17 protein-coding genes are annotated in these 21366 nt (G+C 54.4%); 6 read left to right on the top strand and 11 right to left on the bottom strand.

All coding sequences use genetic code 11. The annotated features are described in order from the left end of the window. Positions 1 to 20 precede the first annotated feature (20 nt). From ED901_RS03590 to ED901_RS03570, 5 genes are all read right to left on the bottom strand, one after another. Entirely contained in the window at positions 21 to 2084 is a 2064-nt protein-coding gene (locus ED901_RS03590) for a beta-galactosidase (protein WP_122094841.1), read from the bottom strand. A gap of 67 nt (positions 2085 to 2151) precedes the next feature. After that, positions 2152 to 3303, bottom strand: coding sequence for an arabinogalactan endo-beta-1,4-galactanase (locus ED901_RS03585; protein ID WP_240993891.1), 1152 nt, complete (start codon positions 3301 to 3303; stop codon positions 2152 to 2154). A gap of 64 nt (positions 3304 to 3367) precedes the next feature. After that, positions 3368 to 4219, bottom strand: a complete 852-nt coding sequence (locus ED901_RS03580; protein ID WP_122094837.1) for a sugar ABC transporter permease — start codon at positions 4217 to 4219, stop codon at positions 3368 to 3370. A gap of 14 nt (positions 4220 to 4233) precedes the next feature. Beyond that, positions 4234 to 5535 carry a carbohydrate ABC transporter permease gene (locus tag ED901_RS03575; protein ID WP_056769398.1) on the bottom strand — a complete coding sequence of 434 codons (1302 nt, stop codon included), beginning with the start codon at positions 5533 to 5535 and terminating at the stop codon, positions 4234 to 4236. A gap of 78 nt (positions 5536 to 5613) precedes the next feature. After that, positions 5614 to 6840: an extracellular solute-binding protein gene (locus tag ED901_RS03570; protein WP_122094835.1), complete on the bottom strand. Its 1227-nt coding sequence runs from the start codon at positions 6838 to 6840 to the stop codon at positions 5614 to 5616. A gap of 275 nt (positions 6841 to 7115) precedes the next feature. On the opposite strand from ED901_RS03570, the gene ED901_RS03565 reads away from it, so the two are divergent. Next, positions 7116 to 8219 (top strand): ABC transporter ATP-binding protein, encoded by a 1104-nt coding sequence (locus ED901_RS03565; RefSeq protein ID WP_056769394.1) that lies wholly within the window; start codon positions 7116 to 7118, stop codon positions 8217 to 8219. A gap of 71 nt (positions 8220 to 8290) precedes the next feature. On the opposite strand, the gene ED901_RS03560 is transcribed toward ED901_RS03565, so the two are convergent. Both ED901_RS03560 and ED901_RS03555 read right to left on the bottom strand, forming a co-directional pair. Next, positions 8291 to 8623, bottom strand: coding sequence for a DUF496 family protein (locus ED901_RS03560; protein ID WP_013574907.1), 333 nt, complete (start codon positions 8621 to 8623; stop codon positions 8291 to 8293). 179 nt (positions 8624 to 8802) lie between these two features. Then, positions 8803 to 9900 carry an FUSC family protein gene (locus ED901_RS03555; RefSeq protein WP_056769392.1) on the bottom strand — a complete coding sequence of 366 codons (1098 nt, stop codon included), beginning with the start codon at positions 9898 to 9900 and terminating at the stop codon, positions 8803 to 8805. 226 nt (positions 9901 to 10126) lie between these two features. On the opposite strand from ED901_RS03555, the gene sbcB reads away from it, so the two are divergent. After that, complete coding sequence (sbcB, locus tag ED901_RS03550) at positions 10127 to 11554, top strand: exodeoxyribonuclease I (RefSeq protein WP_122094833.1); 1428 nt, start codon at positions 10127 to 10129, stop codon at positions 11552 to 11554. A gap of 721 nt (positions 11555 to 12275) precedes the next feature. Here the strand turns inward: sbcB and ED901_RS03545 are convergent. After that, positions 12276 to 13652 carry an APC family permease gene (locus ED901_RS03545; RefSeq protein ID WP_056769390.1) on the bottom strand — a complete coding sequence of 459 codons (1377 nt, stop codon included), beginning with the start codon at positions 13650 to 13652 and terminating at the stop codon, positions 12276 to 12278. A 504-nt stretch (positions 13653 to 14156) separates the two neighbouring features. Beyond that, the gene (locus ED901_RS03535; protein WP_122095607.1) at positions 14157 to 15581 is read right to left on the bottom strand and encodes a glutamine synthetase family protein; all 1425 of its coding nucleotides are present in this window, start codon (positions 15579 to 15581) and stop codon (positions 14157 to 14159) included. Positions 15582 to 15950: 369 nt separating this feature from the next. Here ED901_RS03535 and puuD point away from each other — a divergent pair, with 369 nt between their 5' ends. Genes puuD through ED901_RS03520 form a run of 3 tightly spaced genes read left to right on the top strand, consistent with a single transcriptional unit; the run spans position 15951 to position 18680 of the window. Continuing rightward, a complete protein-coding gene (gene puuD, locus ED901_RS03530) occupies positions 15951 to 16754 on the top strand; it encodes a gamma-glutamyl-gamma-aminobutyrate hydrolase (RefSeq protein ID WP_056769388.1) in 804 nt (267 codons plus the stop codon). A 4-nt stretch (positions 16755 to 16758) separates the two neighbouring features. Next, positions 16759 to 17316 carry an HTH-type transcriptional regulator PuuR gene (puuR, locus tag ED901_RS03525; RefSeq protein WP_056769385.1) on the top strand — a complete coding sequence of 186 codons (558 nt, stop codon included), beginning with the start codon at positions 16759 to 16761 and terminating at the stop codon, positions 17314 to 17316. Between the two features lie 50 nt (positions 17317 to 17366). Continuing rightward, positions 17367 to 18680 (top strand): FAD-binding oxidoreductase, encoded by a 1314-nt coding sequence (locus tag ED901_RS03520; RefSeq protein WP_056769383.1) that lies wholly within the window; start codon positions 17367 to 17369, stop codon positions 18678 to 18680. 35 nt (positions 18681 to 18715) lie between these two features. On the opposite strand, the gene ED901_RS03515 is transcribed toward ED901_RS03520, so the two are convergent. Continuing rightward, positions 18716 to 18910 carry a hypothetical protein gene (locus ED901_RS03515; protein WP_056769381.1) on the bottom strand — a complete coding sequence of 65 codons (195 nt, stop codon included), beginning with the start codon at positions 18908 to 18910 and terminating at the stop codon, positions 18716 to 18718. Between the two features lie 194 nt (positions 18911 to 19104). Here ED901_RS03515 and ED901_RS03510 point away from each other — a divergent pair, with 194 nt between their 5' ends. Beyond that, positions 19105 to 20832, top strand: a complete 1728-nt coding sequence (locus ED901_RS03510) for a potassium/proton antiporter (RefSeq protein ID WP_056769379.1) — start codon at positions 19105 to 19107, stop codon at positions 20830 to 20832. A gap of 74 nt (positions 20833 to 20906) precedes the next feature. On the opposite strand, the gene osmE is transcribed toward ED901_RS03510, so the two are convergent. After that, complete coding sequence (osmE, locus tag ED901_RS03505) at positions 20907 to 21239, bottom strand: osmotically-inducible lipoprotein OsmE (RefSeq protein WP_056769377.1); 333 nt, start codon at positions 21237 to 21239, stop codon at positions 20907 to 20909. Between the last annotated feature and the right edge of the window lie 127 nt (positions 21240 to 21366).

The raw sequence follows: 21366 nt of genomic DNA, 5'->3' as shown, positions 1-21366 counted from the left end.
TTGCACGCCGGTAATACTTCTTATTGCGCGATTTTACGTGTCAGGATCTGATAACCAAATGCCGGTAACGTCAGTTTGCGCGGTAAATTGCCGCCGTGAACGATATCCTGATAATCCAGCGGCAATGTGACACTCTGACTTTGCGCACTGTAGTTTTGCAGGAAGATAAACTCGCTTTCACCGTCGGTACGCCTTGCAGCGGTCATGCCTTCCGGCAGCGGCGTGTTAATGGCGCGCGGCAGATGCATTTCTTTCGCCAGCGCGGTGAAGAAATCGGCATGGAACTGGGCGTCGTTGCGCGATGCCACGTAGTACGCCTGCCCTTTACCGTACAAATTGACGGTAACGGCCGGGGCACCGGCATAGAAATCATCGCCATAGGTGGCGAGCGCCGCCGCGCCTTCCAGATGGATCACCTCACACAGCTGCGATGCACGGTACGGCCCGCTTAACCCCAGCGCGTTGCCTTCGACACCGGCGACGCTGTTGTGCTGCTCGTCGGTCAGGCTGTCGATCTCTTCCGCCCAGATCCCGAGCACAGGGCGTAACGGTCCGGGGAATCCGTCGAGGAAACACAGGTCGGTTTCGTTGACGATGCCGCTCCAGTAGGTGGCGACAAAGCGCCCGCCGCTCTGCACGAAATGACTTATCCGCTCGCTGACCCCTTCGCGCACCATGTACAGCATCGGCGCGATCACCAGATCGTAGCCCTGTAAATCGCAGTCGGCGTTGATCACGTCGACGGCAATGCCTTGTGACCACAGCGCCCGGTAATGATCGGCCACGGTGTTTTCATAATGCAGACCGGCGTTGCGCGGCCCCATGGCATCGTCCATCGCCCAGCGGCTTTCCCAGTCAAAAATGATCGCCACTTTGGCTTCCACGCGGCTGCCCGCCACCGGTGCTAAGGCGGATAAAATCGTGCCGAGCTCGGCCACTTCGCGCCCCACGCGGGTATCAATATGCCCGACGTGATCGACCACGGCGCCGTGGAATTTCTCAGACGAGCCACGGCTTTTACGCCACTGGAAATACTGTACGGAATCCGCACCGTGCGCGACCGCCTGCAGCGAGGAAAGAATGTGCATTCCCGGCTTTTTCAGTTTGCTGGTCGGCTGCCAGTTGGTGAAGCTTGGCGTGGATTCCATCAGCACAAAGGGCTTGCCCTGCTTGAGGGTGCGCATCAGATCGTGGTACATCGCGGTGTACGCCGCGAGGCCGATATCATCCTGACGGGTGTGCCACATCGGGTAGCTGTCCCAGGAGATGAAATCCAGCACCCCGGCGAGCTTCCAGTAATCGTAATCGTAGAAATATTCCATGAAATTGGTGGTCGCCGGCAGCGCCGGGTTTTCGGCTTTCAGCGGGCGGATCTCGTCGCTGCAAAAACGCGTGACCTGGTCGGTATTAAAACGACGCCAGTCGAGATTCAGGCCGTGAACGCCACTTTCGCCCTGCGGCGACGGCGATTCCAGCTGTGACCAGTCCGTGTAAGTGTGGCTCCAGAACGTGCTCCACCAGGCCTGGTTCAGCGCATCCAGGGTGACGTAGCGCGCTTTCAGCCAGTCACGGAACTGCCCCTGACAGGTGTCACAATGACATTCGCCGCCGTACTCATTGGAGATGTGCCAGCCGATCACCGCCGGATGGTGGGCATAACGTTTTGCCAGCTGGCCGTTCATCAGTTGGACTTTTTCGCGATAAACCGGTGAGCTCAGACAGTGGTTGTGACGCCCGCCGTGCAACGCTTTGACGCGATCGCGCCCGACGCGCAACACTTGCGGGTATTTCTGCGACATCCACGCCGGACGTGCGCCGCTTGGCGTGGCGAGATAGACAAAAATGCCATTCTCATGCAGACGGTCGAGCACCTGATCCATCCAGTCAAACGTATAGCGCCCTTCTTCAGGCTCCAGCGCCGACCAGCTGAAAATTCCCACTGACATCACGTTGCAGCGCGCTTCTTTCATCATTTCGACGTCGCGGATCAGCACGTCAGGCGTGTCCAGCCATTGCTCGGGGTTGTAGTCCGCGCCGTGTAACAGGCCGGAAATCTTACTGCTCAGAAGAGGGAATTTCGTCATGCTTAATCCTTTAAATCCTTAAGAAAAAGTCAGTGCTCCCCGGCCAATGTGACCGGGGAAAAGGAAATTACTTGAATACCTGAATGGAAGGCAGAACCTGACCGTCACAGCTGAACAACGCCTGATTTTCGCGGGCATTGCCCTCTTTCCAGTGGTCGTTGATGTAGGTCATGCCCGCCGGCGTGGCCCAGCCTGCACCGCTGACCGGGATCCACGTCGGTTCCCAGTAGAACAGGCCTTTGCCACGGTTATCCGGCACGGCCACCAGACTTTTGATCATGTCGCTGAGGAAGTCTGCCTGCCCCTGCACAGTGCCCGGATAGCCGCCGTCTTTGGCTTCTTTTTCCGTGAAGCTGTTTTCAGCCGCGTCACAGTTTTGGGTGCTGTAGCCATACGCCACTTCCACCACGATCACGTCTTTGTTGTAGCGCTTGCTGATGTCGTCCATGTTGGTTTGCAGCGCAGAGATCGGGCCGTTCCAGTAGGTGTAAAACGACAGGCCGATGACGTCGTAAGGCACCTTGCGCTGATTGATTTCATCGAACCACCAGCGGAAGGTATCGTTCTTGGTGCCTTCAGCCAGATGCAGCATGATTTTGATGTCCGACGGATTTTTTTCATCGGCACGCACACCGGCAATCGCCGCATTCAGCAGCCCGGCCAGACGGTCAAACTCACCGCCGCCCTCGCCCCAGCTTTTGCCTTCCGGCCACAAAATCCCGCCGTTCATTTCATTGCCGACCTGCACCATGTCCGGCACCGTGCCCTGTTCACGGAATTTGGCGATCACTTCGCGGCTGTAATCATGAATGGCCGTTTTCAGCTGCGGATAATCCATTTTCGCCCAACTTTTCGGCTTGAACTGTTTACCGGGGTCGGTCCAGAAATCGCTGTAATGGAAATCGAGCAGGATTTTAAAACCCTGCGCTTTGGCGCGTTTCGCCAGTTCCAGCGTGGTGGCCAGATCGTTATTGCCGCCGCCGTAAGGTTTGCCATCCGCATCTTTCGGATCCACCCACAGGCGCAGGCGCACATAGTTGAAACCGTTCTGTCTGAGGATCACCATCGCATCGGTTTGCTTATGGTTTTGATCGAAGAACTTGCCGCCGTGCTTTTCCACATCAATCAGCGTCGAAATGTCTGCGCCTTTGATGAAATCCGCCGGGACGTTGGCGACTTTTTTAATCACCACGTCCTGCGCCATGCCGGAAAATGACATCGCCAGCAGCACGCAGGCCATTGCGCTTTTATTGAACATCTTTTTAGAAAAGAGAGTCATCGGATTATCCTTTGGTACTGCCAGCCGTCAGGCCGGAAACGAAGTATTTTTGTAAGGCGAGATAGAAAATGGCGACCGGCACGGCGATCAGCACCGCGCCTGCGGCGTACATGGTGTAATTCGCGCCCATTTTCTGCGCCACCAGGTTGTACAGGCCAATCGGCAAGGTGTACTTATCGGGCGTGCGCAAAATGGTGCTGGAGAGAATGAAATCCCCCAGCGGGCCGGTGAAGGAGAACAGCGCGATCACCGCCAGTATCGGTTTGGAGAGCGGCATAATGATTTCGATGAAAATACGGAAATTCCCCGCCCCGTCCATTCGCGCTGACTCGTCCAGATCTTTCGGAATGGCGTCGAGATAGCCTTTCATCAGATAGGTGTTCATCGGGATCATGCCGCCGACGTAAATCAGCACCAGCGCCAGATGGCTGTTGATTAACCCCAGTAACTGCGCCAGCACAAAGATGGCGATCAGCGCCGAAAACTGCGGGATCATCTGCAATAACAGGAACAGCATCAGCCCGTCTTTGCGGCCCTTAAAGCGAAAACGCGAGAAGGAATAGGCGGTGAAACTGACGCAAATCAGGGTCAGAACCATGGTCAGGAAGCTGATTTTCATCGAGTTCCAGTACCAGCCGACGTAATTCACGTCGCCGCTAAACAGGTCTTTGTAGTGCTGGAACGACACGTTCTCCGGAATAATCGAAGTACTGAGCAGGCTGTTACCGGCATTCAGCGACGCGCCGACGGTCCAGATCAGCGGATAAATAATAATGACCGCCACGATCAGTAACAGGACATAACTCAGCGAAAGGCGGATAAACCGGTTTCTTTTAATACTGCTGTTCTTACTCATCACCCTGCTCCCGCTTACGCCATATCATCTTGTTTAAATGAATTGGTTGAACGGAATTGCCACAGCGCAATACCGACAACAAATATCGACAGCAAAATCGTAATGGTCGCGGCAATGGCATATTGCGAGGATGACATGGTGAGTTTATATATCCATGACACCAGAATATCCGTACCGCCTGCATTCGATCCGGCCACCGCCGGGCCACCGTTATTAAACAGATAGATAATATTGAAGTTATTAAAGTTGAAGGTGTATTGCGTGATAATGATCGGCGCAATGGAATATAAAACCAGCGGCAGCGTAATGGTTTTTAATTTCTTCCAGGTGCTGGCACCGTCCATGGTGGCGGCCTCATACAAATCATTTGGAATGGCCTGCAAGACGCCGGTGGTCATCGCAAATACAAACGGGAAACCCAGCCAGGTCTGCATCATGATGAGCGCCGTTTTGGTCCAGAACGGATCCGTCATCCACGCCTTGGGTTCAATGCCTAACGCCGCCAGAATGCCGTTGTTGATCACCCCGAAAGAGTCGTTGAACATCCCGGCAAACACCAGAATAGTCACGAAGCCCGGTACCGCCCACGGCAAAATCAGAACGGTGCGGATAAGCGCTTTGAAACGTAAATCTTTCTGATTGACCAGGATGGCCAGCATAACGCCGACGCTGCATTGCAGCGTGGTCGCCAGCACCGTCCAGACCACCGTCCATTGCAATACGTCCAGCAATGTGGAGCGCCAGATATTGAGCGTGAAGATATTAATAAAGTTTTTGAACCCCACCCAGTCAACTAATTTAGCCGGTGGCGTGTGGTACAAATTGTAATTGGTGAACGCGATGGAGAAACCGAAAATAATCGGAAACACCACCACAAATACCAGCAATATAAAGCCCGGCGTGATCATTAAATAAGGGAAACCCTCGCGCAGCAATAAATGATATTGCTTTCTGACGCCGGGTAATTCCACACCCTGATCGCGTCGTTTGCCGTTAACCCAGGCATCGCGCAGGCTCAGATAATAAAAGCCGATACCAAAGGCGGCAATCAGGACGCTGATAATGCCTTTGGCTAATAAGAAGATGGAGTTATCACGCGGCACTTCTTCGCCCAGCGTATATAAGCCCCAAAATCCCTGTTGCAGGAAATCATAAAAGACACCGGCGAAACAAAACAAAATGACAAAAAACAGACTTCCCTTGGCCCATTGTCGGTTATAAAACTGACCAAAACCGGGAATAAGCGCCGCCGCCAGAGCCACCGGTGCATGGTGGCTGGCTGCGTGTGGCGCATGGTTTTCCTCGTGGAGACGCATAGACACAAAGATGTTCCTTTCACTGGTGAGGGCGTGAATTCACGCCCTCCTGTCAGACGTACAAAGTGTGTTACCGGATCACTCGTTGCTGGCTTTCGCCGCTTCGATTTGCATCTGGATATTTTTCACCGCGTCATTCATGGCGGCCTGCACCGGTTGCTTGCCGGTCACGCCCAGCTGAATACCGTTGTTGGCCGGCCCCCACACTTCCTGCATTTCCGGCACACCCGGCATCGCCGTAGCATGGGTGGATTGCAGCGCCACGGCGTTGGCGCGTTCATCATTTTTAATCATCGGATCGTTGACCAGCGCCGTCAGTGCCGGGATTTCTTTGGTCACTTCATAGCGCACCTTGGCGTATTTAGGCTGATTGATGAAGGTGATGAATTTCTCTGCCAGCGGTTTTTGCTTGCTGTAAGTGGATACCGCGTAGCCTTTCACGCCGAGGAAAGAGCTCATCGGTTTGCCATTAGGTAACAGCGGCAACGGCATCACGCCGTAGTGGATGCCCGCCGCTTCATACGGCTGGAACGCCCACGGGCCGGTGATGACGGCGGCGGCTTTCTTCTCCGTGAACAGGGAATCAATGGCATTCAGTCCGTTTTCGCCGGTGATCCCTGCCGGGAATAACCCGTCGGCATAGAATTTTTTCAGATAGGTCACCGCTTCAATGCTGCCCGGCTTGTTCAGGCCGATGTCTTCGACGTTGATCTCGCCCTTCGCATCTTTACCGAAAATGTACCCCCCCATCGATGCCATCGCGCCGTAGGCGTAATAGACTTCGTCAAACTTGGCTAACAGGCCGTATTTGCCTTTCGCCCGCTCTTCTTTGGAGAAGGTGTAATAATCGTCGAGCGTCGCCGGTGCTTTCGGCAGTAAGTCTTTGTTGTAAATCAGCACCAGCGTTTCCACCGCTTTTGGCACGCCGTAGGTCTGGCCTTTCAGCTGGAACGCGTTGATCGCCGAAGGCGTAAAGCTGTCAGTGAACGCTTTGTCGAGGGTCAGCGGGGCCAGTAACCCCTGCACAACCGCCGTACCGAGCTGATCATTAGGGATCACGACGACGTCGGGGCCAATGCCTGCCGGACCATCCAGACGTAATTTCTCCGTTTGTTGTGCATAAGGCGTTTCCTGCACAACGACTTTGACGTTGTTCTCTTTTTCAAAATCTTTCACCGCGTCGGAAATACCGGAAGATTTCTTAATATCTTCCCAGATAAGTAGCTGTCCCTCGGCTGCCCGGACAGCCTGGCTGCTCAGGCTTAACGACATCAGTACCAAGGCAGTAAGGTGTGTAATTTTCATTGTTGCTCCTGGATGTGAAGGTATAACATTTTTGTGTAGAACCTGACGACACCCAATCAATAACCCGTGTTTAAAACCCTTTAAAACCTGACAACACAGTGATTAATGTCGCTTCCGAATTCGTGTTATACGTTAAACTTTGAATCTTAAAATCACTACCAAAAGATGTGTATTGTGTGATCTCCTCTCCAAAATTCGAACCGACCTGTGCAAACGTTTACACAAGGTGGTTATAGTCCGAAATATCAGCGGTATGAATCTTTAAGAGGCCAAACATGTCCAGCATCAGACTTAAGAATGTGGTGAAGCGTTTCGATAAAACGGTCACGCTGCATGACATCAATATTGATATTGAAGACGGAGAATTTACGGTGTTTGTCGGGCCGTCCGGCTGCGGGAAATCCACATTGCTGCGCATGATTGCCGGGCTGGAAGACATTACCGAAGGTGACGTTTACATTGGCGAGCAGCGGGTGAACGACGTTGACCCTTCACGCCGCGGCGTGGCGATGGTGTTTCAGTCTTACGCGCTCTACCCGCACATGACCATTGCCGAAAACATGGGCTACGGACTGAAAGTGAACGGCGTGCCGAAAGAGGAAATCCGCCATCAGGTTGAGATGGTCGCCAAGACGTTACAACTTTCCCATCTGCTGGACAGAAAACCGAAGCAACTCTCCGGCGGTCAGCGCCAGCGCACCGCCATTGGCCGCGCGATTGTGCGCAATCCGCAGGTATTTATGTTCGATGAACCGCTTTCTAACCTGGATGCCGAACTGCGCGTTGATATGCGTTTACACATTTCCAAACTGCATCAGGAACTGAAAACCACCATGGTGTACGTGACGCACGATCAGACCGAAGCCATGACGCTGGCGGATAAAATCGTGGTGATGAATTACGGCAAAATAGAGCAGATGGGCGCGCCGATGGACCTTTACTACAATCCGGTCAATAAATTTGTTGCCGGTTTTATTGGTTCACCGAAAATGAATTTCCTGCCCGCCGAGGTGCTGAGCTGGCAGCCGGAGCGGCTGGAAGTGCGCCTTACGCCGGAGAAAACCCTGACGCTGGCATTGCGCACCCCCGAACTGGCGAGCGGCGAGCGCATTACGCTGGGCATTCGCCCCGAGCATTTGCTGTCAAAAGAAACAGAGAATGCGCTGGAATTTAACTGCGAAGTGGTTGAGCGACTGGGCAACAGCACCTATCTGTTCGGCCAGTGTTATGGCACCGACGGATTCAAAATGCTGCTGCCGGGCGATATGGCGTTCAACCCGTACCAGAGCCTGACCACCTGGTTTGAGGCCGAACGGTGCATGGTCTTCAACGATCAGGGTTTGCGGATAAGCGCGGCCAGCCTGTCTCATCTGCATTAATCGTCACTCACCTATTCTGGACATAAAAAAACCGGGCTTAAGCCCGGTTTTTGCTTTTGGCGACAACGAAATTACTTGGTTTCGTTGGCTTTGATTTCGCCCATCGCTTTCAGCTTTTTGGACATTTCACGACGTTCTTTCGACAGGTCTGCATTGCGGATGATGTAATCATCAACGCGATCTTCATAGTCGCCGCGCATGCTGGCAATGATCGCCTGAATTTCGTCGATGCTCATGCCTGGTTTGATGTAATCGCTCAGGTTGTCGAGCAACAGAACGCGCTTCTGGTTGTCGCGGATTTTCTTTTCGTTGTCTGCAATTTCACGCTGTAATTTGTTTTTACGACGGAAAATGCGCACAAACTCCAGAACGTCCTGGAAACTCGGCTTATTGATATTGTCCATTTTAACACCTTCGATTAAGTTACACAGATTCAGTGACTGACTTGTCGCAACCGCTTATTCACATGTGACTGACAGTGAATAACAACTTAGCAAAAAGAGGAGCAAAGTGCGTGCTGCGCGCTCAGATAATCGTCCAATACCGCCATCTTACCCGTTTTAGGCGGCAGAAAAAAATCCCTTCATGCTTTCGGCGTTTTACCGCTGCTTATTTGAGCTTCTTCTTTTTGCATGGTCAGGGTGATCAGATCTCCCATTGACTTCAGTTGTTCCGCCACCTGCGCGCTCAGCCAGACGTAACCATAGACTTGCGCTTCCAGATGGTGGGCGGCATTCATTTCTGCCATCAGCGCTTTCAGCTCTTCTGCGGATTCATTCAGCTGATGGCTGATTTTCAGTTCATCGCCCCGCGTGCCGTTAAGCAACATCAGGCTCAGTTTTTCCAGCGTATCCAGTATCAGCAACTGCGCACTGCGCAAGGTGCGCGCGTTGAGCATCAGGAAATGGCTTTCGCGCGAACTCCAGTAGGCATCGGCAAGCAGTTCGAGCGTACACAACAGATTACGGCTGAGGGTCTGGACAGCGTCAAACACCTCGCGGGGAATGTGCGATTCTTTGCTGGCGGGTGCAAACAGTGAACGCATTTTCACCATCTGACTCATCGCCGATTTCAGCTTGCCATGCAGGTGCGGGCGTTCAAGCAGATTGGGGGAAAGCCAGGCGCTGTAGATTTTGTTGAGGGACATCAGGTAGTCGGCCATCTGCATGCGCCAGTGAATAAAGGCGCGCTGCGGATAAATGCTGGCAAAAAACAGCGCCAGAAATGATCCGAATATCACATCACCGGAACGCCACAGCGCCATTTCCATATCTCCCGGCCCTGCCCCGCACACCACAGCCAGCGTAATGCCGATCAGCAGCGCCATGTAGGGACGTTTTCCGAGCGTCAGATAACCGCTGACGAACATCACGATGGCACACCAGACCAGCATCAGCGGCAGCGAATAGAGTTCCAGCCACAAGGCGATGAGGCCCGACGCCGATCCCAGAACCGTCCCGCTGACGCGCTCCATCACCCGCTGAACCACGTTACCCCAAAATGAAATCGGCCCCATCACCACCACCAGCGTGATAAGCGGCCAGGTTCCCTCAGGGATGTGAGTCAGGCGGACGATCAGGAATGTCAGGATAAACGCCAGTGCAATACGCAGCGCATGGGTGATGCGGTAGTGGCGATAGATGACGTTATCCAGCGGGGAAATTTTCTTGTCGAGACGCACGTTTGGCCTGCCATCGGCGATTATTCAATGAGAGCGTTAGTTTAGCCGAGTTAGTAAAGGGGATCACCCCGGTTTGGTCAGGGTTTTGCGGGATGCGTGCGGGAAATTCCGGCGATTTGCGGGGTCTGTTGCGCGACTGAGGATTTTGTCATGACATCGTTGCGTCGGATGGTATCCTATCCGGCGATTCACCCCCCAATTCCGCACTGATAAGGTTATCTTCGTCATGTCAGACAAGCCTCAAAAAACGTTTTACTTTCACGATTACGAGACATTCGGTAAAAATCCGGCGCTGGATCGCCCTGCGCAATTTGCCGGGGTGAGGACTGACGAAGAGTTCAATATCATCGAAGAGCCGTTAGTGATTTATTGTCGCCCTTCGGATGATTACCTGCCGGAACCGGAAGCGGTGATGATCACCGGCATAACGCCACAGATTGCGCTGGAACGCGGCCTGAGCGAAGCGGAGTTTACCGCGCAAATTCACCAGGCGTTCAGCGTGCCGGCCACCTGCATCGTCGGCTATAACAATATTCGTTTCGACGATGAAGTCAGCCGCAACATTCTTTACCGCAACTTTTACGACCCCTATGCCTACAGCTGGCAGAACGGCAATTCGCGCTGGGACCTCCTTGACGTGATGCGCGCCTGCTATGCGCTGCGCCCGGAAGGCATCAACTGGCCGGAAAACGACGAAGGCTTCCCCAGTTTCCGCCTCGAACATCTGACCAAAGCCAACGGCATCGAACACGAAAATGCCCACGACGCGATGGCCGATGTCTACGCGACTATCGCCATGGCGAAGCTGGTCAGGCAGGCACAACCGCGCCTGTTCAGCTTCCTGCTCGAGCATCGCAGCAAACATAAACTCAATACGCTGATCGACATTCCCTCGATGGCACCGCTGGTGCACGTCTCCGGCATGTTCGGTGCCGCGCGCGGCAACACCGCGTGGGTTGCGCCGCTGGCGTGGCATCCTGAGAATAAAAACGCCGTGATCATGTGCGATCTGGCCGGTGATATGTCGACGTTGCTGGATCTCACTCCTGATGAAATGCGCGAGCGTCTCTACAGCCGCCGCGACGCGTTGCAGGCGGGGCAATCGCCTTTGCCAATTAAACTGGTGCACGTCAATAAATGCCCGGTGCTGGCGCCGGCCAAAACGCTGCTGCCGGAAAACGCCGAGCGCCTGGGGATTGATCGTCAGCGCTGTCTGGAAAACCTGCAACTGTTGCGCCAGAACCCGCAGGTGCGCGAGAAAGTGGTGACGATGTACGCCGAAGCCGAGCCGTTTACGCCATCGGACGACGTTGATGCCCGCCTTTACGACGGTTTCTTTAGCGATGCCGATCGCGCCGCCATGCGCATCATTCTGGAAACCCGCCCGGAGAATCTTCCTGCGCTGGATCTGACGTTTAATGATTCCCGCATCGAACCGCTGTTGTTCCGTTTCCGCGCACGCAACTACCCCGAGACACTGACGGATGCCGAACAAAAGCGCTGGATGTTACATCGTCAGACCAAGCTCACTGACGAGCGTTTTCAGAATTATGCATTAGAGCTTGAAGCGCTCTATAACTTGCATGAGGGAGATGGGGAGAAGATGGCGCTTCTCGGGGCGCTGTTTGAATACGGCAAGAAACTGGTCGGGTGATTTAGTTCGGGGGCTTCCCCCAAATCTCCCTTTTCACTGCGTATCGAGATAATTTCGGTTTCTTACGTGCAGTGTTCAATTCATACACTGCGCCGAAACCGCCCAAAGGAGGGAAGTGCTTTCCCTCCTTTGGATTCCTCCCCGCTTTTTACTGCGCGCTATCGCTGGCACGGCGGACATATCCTGTGGCAACAGTGAGTGGCGCAAAACCCTGCCGCTGCGCGGTGCCCTCTCCCGGTCTTCGAGCCTAAGGTCTCGAATCCGCTCCGTTCGGCAGGATTTTTTGATCGCGCCCTCTCACCTTTTTTCAAAATCAAAACCAGATGAATGATGATTTCAAAATCAATATCAGATGAATGTGAGCAACGCGTTTGGCTTTTAAAGTGATCCGAACGGGTGAAGTTGTGACCCGGAAGCCAGTAGCCGCGTTCAAAAATCACGCCGGAGGGAGAGGTGAAAAACCGCGTTTTTTTGCGCGGGTTGTAACCCGACCGGAGGGAATCGCGCAGCGACGGGATTTTGCGGCAATAGCAGGAATAGCTGAAACATAGCCTGTCTGCATGGCACGGGTTTGAAAAAGCGAGGGGAGTGCAGAGGGGAAAAGTCTTTCCCCTCTGCTCGGTTTCGGCGCAAAAGTTCAGGTAATCGCAGACAGTGAGAAACCGAAATATCCTCAGTCCGCGTCAGCAATAAAAGCCCCCATTGCAGCGGCCCTCTGCAATTACGCCTCGGGGGCGATTTCCCCGCTCATCTGCGGCGGCTGCTTTCTGAAAGCATTGGTAATAAACGCCAGATAACCCAATCCGATAGCGCCCCACACCAGACCCAGCGTCATGGAGCTGGATTCCAGGTTCAGCCACAACGCCCCCACGGTCAGCGCACCAATCACCGGCAGGATCAGATAGTTGATGTGATCTTTCAGCGTGCGGTTACGTTTTTCACGGATGTAGAACTGGGAAATTACCGACAGGTTTACAAAGGTGAATGCCACCAGCGCGCCGAAGTTGATCAGCGCCGTCGCCGTGACCAGATCAAAGGTCACCGCAGACATCGCCACCACGCCAACCAGCAAGACGTTGAAGGTCGGGGTACGCCATTTCGGATGCACATAGCCAAACAGTTTTTCCGGGAATACGCCGTCACGGCCCATCACGTACAGCAGACGGGAAACACCGGCGTGCGCCGCCATGCCGGAAGCCAGAACGGTTACGCAGCTAAAGCACAGAATGACAGACTGGAAGAACTTACCGGCCACGTACAACATGATTTCAGGCTGTGAAGCGTCCGGATCTTTAAAGCGTGAAATGTCCGGGAAGTACAGTTGCAGGAAGTAAGACACCACAACAAAGATGATCCCGCCGATAAGCGCGGTCAGGAAAATCGCTTTCGGGATGACCTTGCCCGCGTTCGGCGTTTCTTCTGACAACGAACTGATGCCGTCAAAGCCGAGGAACGAGAAGCACAAAATGGTCGCACCGGTGATCATCGGCACCACGTGCGCGTTTTCACTGAAGAACGGCTTGGTGGTCGCCAGCGTCCCCATGCCCTCGCCCATGTAAACACCACGGACCAACAGCCCCAGGAACACCACCATGATCGCCACCTGCACCACCACAATAATGCTGTTGAGGTTAGCCACCACTTTGATGCCGCGCAGGTTGAACGCGGTCATCATCGCCACCAGTGCGGTAACGAATATCCACGACGGCACGCCGGGGAAGATCGCTTCCAGGTAAATTTTCGCCAGCAGGATGTTGATCATCGGCATGAACAGGTAGTCCAGCAGTGATGACCAGCCCACCATAAAGCCGACGTGCGGGCTGATGGCTTTTTGCGCGTAAGTATAAGCAGAACCGGCAGACGGGAAACGCTGCACCAGTTTGCCGTAGCTCACGGCGGTAAACAGAACGGCGATCAGCGCGAAGATGTACGCGGTCGCGACGTGACCATCGGTCAGGCCGGAAACGATGCCGAAGGTATCGAAAATGGTCATCGGTTGCAGATAGGCAAGACCCATCATCACAACCTGAACCAGCGTCAGGGTTTTACGCAGTTGAACGCGCTGAGTGGCCGGAGCGGCAGATGTATTAGCAGACATGGCTCAGTCCTCCCTGAATTGCAGACACCGGGCGCTTAAACGCCTCTGAACGCAACGTACAGGGAAAACTTCGTGAGTTATTACCAGTAAACGGGGGATAGATCTTCACATCGCTGGATACGCAAGTGAAGGCTGAGCGAATGTGGCCGCAGCGGAAAGAAGCACCGGCAGGCACCGGTACAGGTTTGAAATATTGCCCCATGTTACATTTCCTCATAGTGGCGACCGTTGTTAATTTGGGATCGCACACGAACCTTGTTATCTATCCGGATCTGGGTCCGGCCTCTGTTGAATTAGTTTGGGTACTGCACATACAAAAAAAATAACCGGCGCCTTTAAGCGTCGGTTATCTGCAGTGCGGCGTATTTTGCACAAATCACGCATGAATGACAAGATTCATAGGCTTTCAGTTACAAATTCTTTTCCAGATTTAAACATTCGTGCATGGATTTCCTCAAAGTGCGGGCGCTGATAACGTAAAAACGGCGCCCGTGGTGAAGGAAATCAGGCGTTACGCAGCATCCAGTCGATTTCGGTTTCGGTCACACGGCGTTCAAACTGCAACAGCTCATCGGATTTACAGGCGTGATAGACCTGCGAAAAACGTTCGCCGAGGTACTTTTTCAGCGCCGGTTGTTCATTAAAATCATACAGGGCATCGCTCTGGCGGATGGGCAGCGGAATACCCTCCTGCTCCAGACCGTTCCCGGTGACCGGTTCCGGCAACGGCAGATCGTTATCAAGCCCGAACAACATGCCCGCCAGCACGGTGGCGACCACTAAATAAGGGTTGGCATCCGCACCGGCAACGCGGTACTCAACGCGATGATCGGCCACGCCGCCGCAGGGTACGCGCAGCGCGACGGTGCGGTTGTTGTGCCCCCATGACGCCTGCGTCGGCACATACATGCCCGGCTGGAAGCGGCGGAACGCGTTGACGTTCGGCGCTAAAATCGCCATCGACGCGGGCATCAGTGCGATCATCCCGGCCAGTGAGCGTTTCATCAGTTCTGAATCCTGACCATCCGTATTGGCAAACAGGTTTTTGCCATTGTCATCGAGCACGCTGAGGTGGATATGCATCCCGCTGCCCGCGTAGTCGTCGTAAGGTTTCGCCATAAAAGTGGCGTCCATCTCATGATTTTCCGCCACCAGGCGTACCAGACGCTTAAGCATCAGGGCGTAATCACAGGCGCGCAGAATATTTTCGCTGTGCTGCAAATTGATTTCAAACTGTCCCGGTGAGGACTCCGCCACGGCACCCGAGGCTGGCAAGCCCTGAATGTGTGCCAGACGGTCAATGTCACTCAGCACATCGGCGAAGTGATCGAGATTATCCACGGAATAGACCTGCGTATGCATGCTGCGCTCTTGCGTACCGGGCGTGCACGGCGGCTGGATATAGCCTTCCGCATCGCGCTGCCTGTCGAGCAGATAAAACTCCAGCTCTACCGCTACCACCGGGAATAATCCCCGCTGGCGCAATGTTTGCCAGATATGATTCAGCACATTGCGGGGTTCAACGTCAAAGGGAGTGCCATCTTCGTCAAGCATGGTCAGCAAAAGCTGGCCGGTGTGTTCGGGGTCAGACGCTGACGGCGTTAAGGTGCCGGGGACAGGAATACAGTTACGATCGGGTTCGCCAAGCTCCTGCCCAAGACCCGCTTCTTCCACAACATTCCCGAGAATGTCCATGGCAAAAACCGATGCCGGGAAGTAACAGCCTTTTTCAAGTTTGCGCAGGGCGGAGATGGGAACGCGTTTGCCGCGGAAGGAACCATTGAGATCAGTGAGCAGGACGTCGACGTGAAGGGTTTGCGGGTGACGCTCCAGGTACTGGGTTACTTCATCCTGGAACGCGCTACTTCGCTCTTCAATGTGCTTAGCAAGAGAGGTGTTCTCGCTAATCTCTTTCTTAATTTCATTCATCAGTTCAGTCGCTTGCATAGGTTTTCCGCCATTTGCTGGATTCCGGCGTCAACGGCACCACCATGATGCCTGCCGGTTAAGCCTTACCGTTTGGTTGCTCTGTTCAACGCAGTTTTCTCATTTGTCATCTTCTTCTGGTGTGTCTGTTACCCGCCCGGCCATGCTCAAAATATAGGCCATATGATTAACCCTAGCCTTAACATAAATTTTTTGCAACACATACAATTCAGTAACAACTCTGTTTGAAAAGCCATCATGGCGCTGCTAAATTGGACAGAAGAAGGCCATCATCACTGATCAAATGCGTTAAAACAGCGTGCGGGGAGGCACGACCTGTTATTCCATTCACTTACTCAACGAGGCGGGACTATGGGCAATATATTTTCCACGGCATCAGCGGGGAAACAGACCAGCTACAGACCGATCATTGGGGTAGTCATGTGTGAGAATTCTGTTGATGAAAACCCTGCACTCACCGTTCACGAAAAGTATCTGGACGCCATTTTCAACGCCGACGCCCTGCCCGTCTGCCTGCCGCATGAGCTGGCAGCGCGCGAAGGCGCGATAGACCAGATCCTGCAAGGCCTTGACGGCATCTTCCTCACCGGCAGCCCCAGTAATATTGAGCCTCATCAGTACGGTGAAGAAGGTGTCGAGGAGCTTGCCGATCCAGGGCGGGATCGCCTGAGTCTGCAACTGATCCGCGCCACACTGGATAAGAAGATCCCGCTGTTCGCGGCCTGCCGCGGTTTGCAGGAGTTAGTGGTGGCCACCGGCGGCACGCTGCATCGCAAGGTACAGGAGGTGCCGGGATATATGGATCACCGCGAAGACACCACCCTGCCGCATGATGATCAATACAACGTTGTGCATCCGGTTCACATTGCGCCGGGGGGATTACTTTCGGAATTGTTACCTGATTATCAGCAGTTTCAGGTGAATTCCCTGCACGGTCAGGGGGCGAAAAGTCTGGGCGCAGAACTGAATGTGGAAGCCCGTGCGCCGGATAATCTGGTGGAAGCCGTGAGTGTGCGCGACCATCCCTTTGCTCTGGGTGTGCAATGGCACCCTGAATGGCACAGCCTGACGGACCCGGTGTCCCGTCAGTTGTTCAACGCATTTATCAATGCCTGCCGCAAAGGCCATCAGGCCCGGAGCGCTCGCGAGGAATAGACGGATGAGCGAAGTCAGTCTGGCGCCTGGTCGCCGGCTTTCTGAAATTCGTCAGCAACTCGGCATGTCCCAACGCAAAGCCGCCGAGTTGTCTGGCCTGACACACAGCGCCATCAGCACCATCGAGCAGGATAAAGTCAGCCCCGCCGTGAGTACGCTGCAAAAGTTATTACGGGTATATGGGCTGTCGTTATCGGAATTTTTTGCTGAAACGCGGGAAAGTGACAAACCGAGAATTGTCATTGATTCGGCGGAATTGATTGAAATCGGCAGCCGGGGAGTGTCCATGAAAATGGTGCACAACGGCACGCCAAACCACGCGGTCGCCATGCTGCTGGAAACCTATCAGCCCGGCAGCACCACTGGCGACAAAATCAAACATCAGGGAGAAGAAGTCGGTACGTTGTTAGAAGGAGAAATCATTTTAACCGTCAACGGTCAACGTTATCCGCTGCGTGCGGGGCAAAGCTATGCCATTAACACCGCTAACCCCCACAGCTTCAGTAATATTTCTACGCGGATTTGCAGGATAGTCAGTGCACATACCCCTAATACCTTCTAGTTGTCACCGGCTCCGGGCGTGGCAACGGGAACCCAAAGAAGGATGTCATTATGAGTGCTCAAACAGGAAGTCCCCGCGCCGTCGGCGCGCCTCACACCGACAGCTACTACGCCAGCTCCGTCAATGCGCATGCGCCCTGGCCGGAGCTGACTGACAATATTGAGTGCGATGTCTGTATTGTCGGCGCCGGTTACACCGGCATTTCTTCCGCCTTATACCTTTGTGAAGCCGGTTATGACGTGGTGGTGTTAGAAGCCGCCCGCGTCGGCTGGGGCGCCAGCGGGCGCAACGGCGGCCAGGTGGTCAATTCCTACAGCCGTGATATTGATGTGATTGAAGATCGTTACGGGCGGCAGACCGCAGATATGCTCGGCAGCATGATGTTTGAAGGCGCGAACATTATCCGTCAGCGCATCGACCAGTACGCTATTGACTGCGACTATCGCCCCGGCTGCGTGTTTGCCGCGCTGAGTTCACGCCAGTTGTCAAAACTGCGTGACCAGCAAAAGCTGTGGAACCGTTACGGGCATACCGAATTAACCCTGCTGGATGAAAGTGCCATCCGCCGGGAGATCGCCACCGACCGTTACGTCGGCGGGCTGCTGGATAAAAATGGCGGCCATATTCACCCGCTTAATCTGGTGCTGGGCGAAGCCGAAGCGGTGCGCCGTCACGGCGGGCGTATTTATGAAGGCTCAGCGGTGACGCGCATCGACCACGGCGACCCGGCGTTGGTCCACACGGCGAAAGGTCAGGTCAAAGCCAAATATGTGATCCTGGCCGGCAATGCGTATCTGAGCCAGCAACTGGCCCCGCGCCTTACGCGCCTCAGTATGCCGTGCGGCTCACAGATTGTTGCCACCGAACCCCTGTCGGACGATATGGCGCTCTCCCTGCTGCCCAATAATTATTGCGTGGAGGACTGCAATTATCTGCTGGATTATTTCCGCCTCACTGCCGACAACCGCCTGTTGTATGGCGGGGGCGTGACCTATGGCGGCAAAAATCCGCCGAATATTGATTCAGTGATCCTGCCCAAGCTCAACCGCACCTTCCCGCAGCTTAAGGGCGTGAAGATTGATTACCGCTGGGGCGGCAATTTCCTGCTGACGCTCTCGCGCCTGCCGCAGTTCGGACGGCTGGAAAATAATATCTACTATATGCAGGGAGACAGCGGGCACGGGGTGACGCTCACGCATCTGGCCGGAAAGCTCATCACCGAGATGTTGCGCGGCGACGCCGAACGGTTTGACGCGTTCGCCCGTCTGCCGCACATGCCCTTCTTCGGTGGCCGCAACTTCCAGGTGCCGTTCACCATGCTCGGCGCCGCTTACTATTCACTGCGTGACCGTTTGGGCGTGTAAAAAAGGCGTTCCCCGCGCGTGCGCGGGGCGGGGATTCAGCCTTTGCCGGACACCGGAAATTCCTCAGAGGTGCCCACTTCGGGCAACTCATCGAGTTCCGGCTGGATCCCTTGCGAAATGTAATCTTTTGCGGCCATTGCCTGCTCATTGCCCGCTGCATCACGGATAACCACATGTTTGATGCTGCCATCTTCCAGCACTTCACGGTGTACGCCGGTAAATTCACTCATTTGCTGCTCCTGTTGACTGATTGCAGATAGACTTCTCTCATCATTAAGCATAGTTTTTTATTCTTAAGTGCAACTAATAAAAATCCGAAATGACCCCAGCAAGGGGCTCATTTTCCTGATAAATTAGTCACCTCGTCACTGATGATGAAACCGCACTTCCCCCGCGCCACTCATGCTTTACAAGGAGAACACTCTTGGACGCCAGCACGATCAACACACTTTTCTTTATTGGCGCCCTGTTAGTCGCAGCGAGCATTTTGCTCAGTTCGTTCTCTTCTAAGCTTGGCATCCCTATTTTAGTCATTTTCCTCGCCATCGGTATGCTGGCGGGGGTCGACGGCATCGGCGGGATCGCATTCGATAATTATCCGGCAGCGTATCTGGTCAGTAACCTGGCGCTGGCGGTGATCCTGCTCGACGGCGGGATGCGCACACGGGCTTCGTCGTTTCGTGTCGCGCTGTGGCCTGCCCTGTCACTGGCCACCGTCGGCGTGCTGATCACCGCCGGGCTGACCGGCATGGCGGCGGCGTGGTTATTCCACATCGATCTGATGCAGGGCCTGCTGATTGGCGCGATTATCGGCTCGACCGATGCCGCCGCCGTGTTCTCACTGATTGGCGGTAAAGGCCTCAACGAACGTGTCAGCGCCACGCTGGAGATAGAATCCGGCAGTAATGACCCGATGGCGGTGTTCCTCACCATCACCCTGATCGACATGATTTCCAAAGGTGAACACGGGCTGAGCCTGATGTTTATCGTGGATGTGGTGCGCCAGTTTGGCCTCGGCATTGTGTTTGGCCTCGGCGGCGGCTGGCTGCTGCACAAGCTCATCAACAAAATCACCCTGGCCGCCGGTTTATACCCGCTGCTGGCCTTCAGCGGTGGCCTGCTGGTTTACGCCGCCACCATGGCGCTGGAAGGCAGCGGCATTCTGGCGGTTTACCTGTGCGGGCTGATGCTGGGTAATATGCCGATCCGCAACCGCCACGGGATTATGCAAACCTTCGACGGGCTGGCGTGGCTGAGCCAGATTGGCATGTTCCTGGTGCTGGGATTACTGCTGACGCCAAGCGATCTGTTGCCCATCGCTGTCGCTGCCCTGGCGCTCTCGCTGTGGATGATCCTGCTCGCGCGGCCGCTGTCGGTTTTCGTCAGTCTGATCCCGTTCAAAAACTTCACCCTGCGCGAACGGTTCTTTATCTCGTGGGTTGGCCTGCGCGGCGCGGTGCCGATCATTCTGGCGGTGTTCCCGATGATGGCCGGATTGCCGAACGCCACGCTGTTCTTCAACGTCGCCTTTTTCATCGTGCTGGTTTCCCTGCTGGTGCAGGGGACGTCGCTGGGTTTTGCGGCGAAAAAAGCGAAGGTACTGGTTCCGCCGCAGCCGACGCCGATTTCCCGCCTCGGGCTGGATATCGATGTGTATAACGACTGGGAACAGTTTATTTATCAGCTGGGCTCGGAGAAGTGGTGCGTCGGCGCAGCGCTGCGTGATCTGCAAATGCCGAAGGAAACGCGAATTGCCGCCCTGTTCCGTGGCAAAGAGATGTTGCACCCCACCGGCAGTACGCGGCTCAAAGAGGGCGATATTCTCTGTGTCATTGGTCAGGAAAAGCACCTGCCGGAGCTGGGTAAATTGTTCAGTGACAGCAATAAAGTGGTGCTCGACGACCGGTTCTTCGGTGATTTCATTTTGCAGGCCGATGCCCCTCTGGACGCTATTTCGCAGCTTTACGGGCTGAATCTGGAAGAAACGGTGGATCAGTCGCAGTCGCTGGGGCACTTCGTGATCAGGTTACTGGGCGGTGAGCCGGTCATCGGTGACCATATTGAATGGGATGGTCTGACGTGGACGATTGCCGAAATGGACGGTCATCAGGTGAGTAAAGTCGGTGTGAGGATTGTGACGGAGAAAGCCTGAGGTCTGATTCTTTCCCCTCTTGCGAGGGGAAAGCCGGGATGGCCGGTGAGCCTTCCCAGATAATTCAAAGCAGATTACTGAGCAGCTTGCGGGTCTTTGTCGTAGTCAGAACAAGACTGGTAGCCTTTGTTCATGACATGACCGGTGTCGTTATAGCTGACGAAGTAAGTCTGTGCTTTACCATCACGCGGAGCCACTGCATACGTCTGGCAAGTGCCTTTCGCATGGATAAGCGTCGCTTCTGTTGATGGTGGCCCTGCAATAGCGCGAACCTGCGTTTTCGTCATACCGACTTTCACATCGCTGACCACAGGCTCTTTAACGTAGCTCGCTGCGCGGTCGTAAGTCTGACACCCTGCCAGTACAGAAACGGCTGTCGCCACCACAAGTAACATTTTCTTATTCATAACATCTCCTCCTGAGTACTTTTTCTATTTTTGTATAAGCAAGTTAAGCATAGAAGAGATAAGGCATTTATCCACTGAATATGACTTCTATTTGTTGAAAGCTACAGTTTTTAAGTTTTATCTGATA

The sequence above is a fragment of the Rahnella sp. Larv3_ips genome (genome assembly GCF_003697865.1).
GTDB classification, from domain to species: domain Bacteria; phylum Pseudomonadota; class Gammaproteobacteria; order Enterobacterales; family Enterobacteriaceae; genus Rahnella; species Rahnella rivi.
The sequence above is the reverse complement of the archived record's forward strand: the minus strand, read 5'-3'. Positions and strand labels throughout refer to the sequence as shown.

Bases quoted from the DNA above. Each gene is read 5' to 3' on its own strand.
- ED901_RS03590 (WP_122094841.1), bottom strand. From the start codon at position 2,084: ATGACGAAATTCCCTCTTCTGAGCAGTAAGATTTCCGGCCTGTTACAC.
- ED901_RS03585 (WP_240993891.1), bottom strand. From the start codon at position 3,303: ATGTCATTTTCCGGCATGGCGCAGGACGTGGTGATTAAAAAAGTCGCC.
- ED901_RS03580 (WP_122094837.1), bottom strand. From the start codon at position 4,219: ATGAGTAAGAACAGCAGTATTAAAAGAAACCGGTTTATCCGCCTTTCG.
- ED901_RS03575 (WP_056769398.1), bottom strand. From the start codon at position 5,535: ATGCGTCTCCACGAGGAAAACCATGCGCCACACGCAGCCAGCCACCAT.
- ED901_RS03570 (WP_122094835.1), bottom strand. From the start codon at position 6,840: ATGAAAATTACACACCTTACTGCCTTGGTACTGATGTCGTTAAGCCTG.
- ED901_RS03565 (WP_056769394.1), top strand. From the start codon at position 7,116: ATGTCCAGCATCAGACTTAAGAATGTGGTGAAGCGTTTCGATAAAACG.
- ED901_RS03560 (WP_013574907.1), bottom strand. From the start codon at position 8,623: ATGGACAATATCAATAAGCCGAGTTTCCAGGACGTTCTGGAGTTTGTG.
- sbcB (WP_122094833.1), top strand. From the start codon at position 10,127: ATGTCAGACAAGCCTCAAAAAACGTTTTACTTTCACGATTACGAGACA.
- ED901_RS03545 (WP_056769390.1), bottom strand. From the start codon at position 13,652: ATGTCTGCTAATACATCTGCCGCTCCGGCCACTCAGCGCGTTCAACTG.
- ED901_RS03535 (WP_122095607.1), bottom strand. From the start codon at position 15,581: ATGAATGAAATTAAGAAAGAGATTAGCGAGAACACCTCTCTTGCTAAG.
- puuD (WP_056769388.1), top strand. From the start codon at position 15,951: ATGGGCAATATATTTTCCACGGCATCAGCGGGGAAACAGACCAGCTAC.
- puuR (WP_056769385.1), top strand. From the start codon at position 16,759: ATGAGCGAAGTCAGTCTGGCGCCTGGTCGCCGGCTTTCTGAAATTCGT.
- ED901_RS03520 (WP_056769383.1), top strand. From the start codon at position 17,367: ATGAGTGCTCAAACAGGAAGTCCCCGCGCCGTCGGCGCGCCTCACACC.
- ED901_RS03515 (WP_056769381.1), bottom strand. From the start codon at position 18,910: ATGAGTGAATTTACCGGCGTACACCGTGAAGTGCTGGAAGATGGCAGC.
- osmE (WP_056769377.1), bottom strand. From the start codon at position 21,239: ATGAATAAGAAAATGTTACTTGTGGTGGCGACAGCCGTTTCTGTACTG.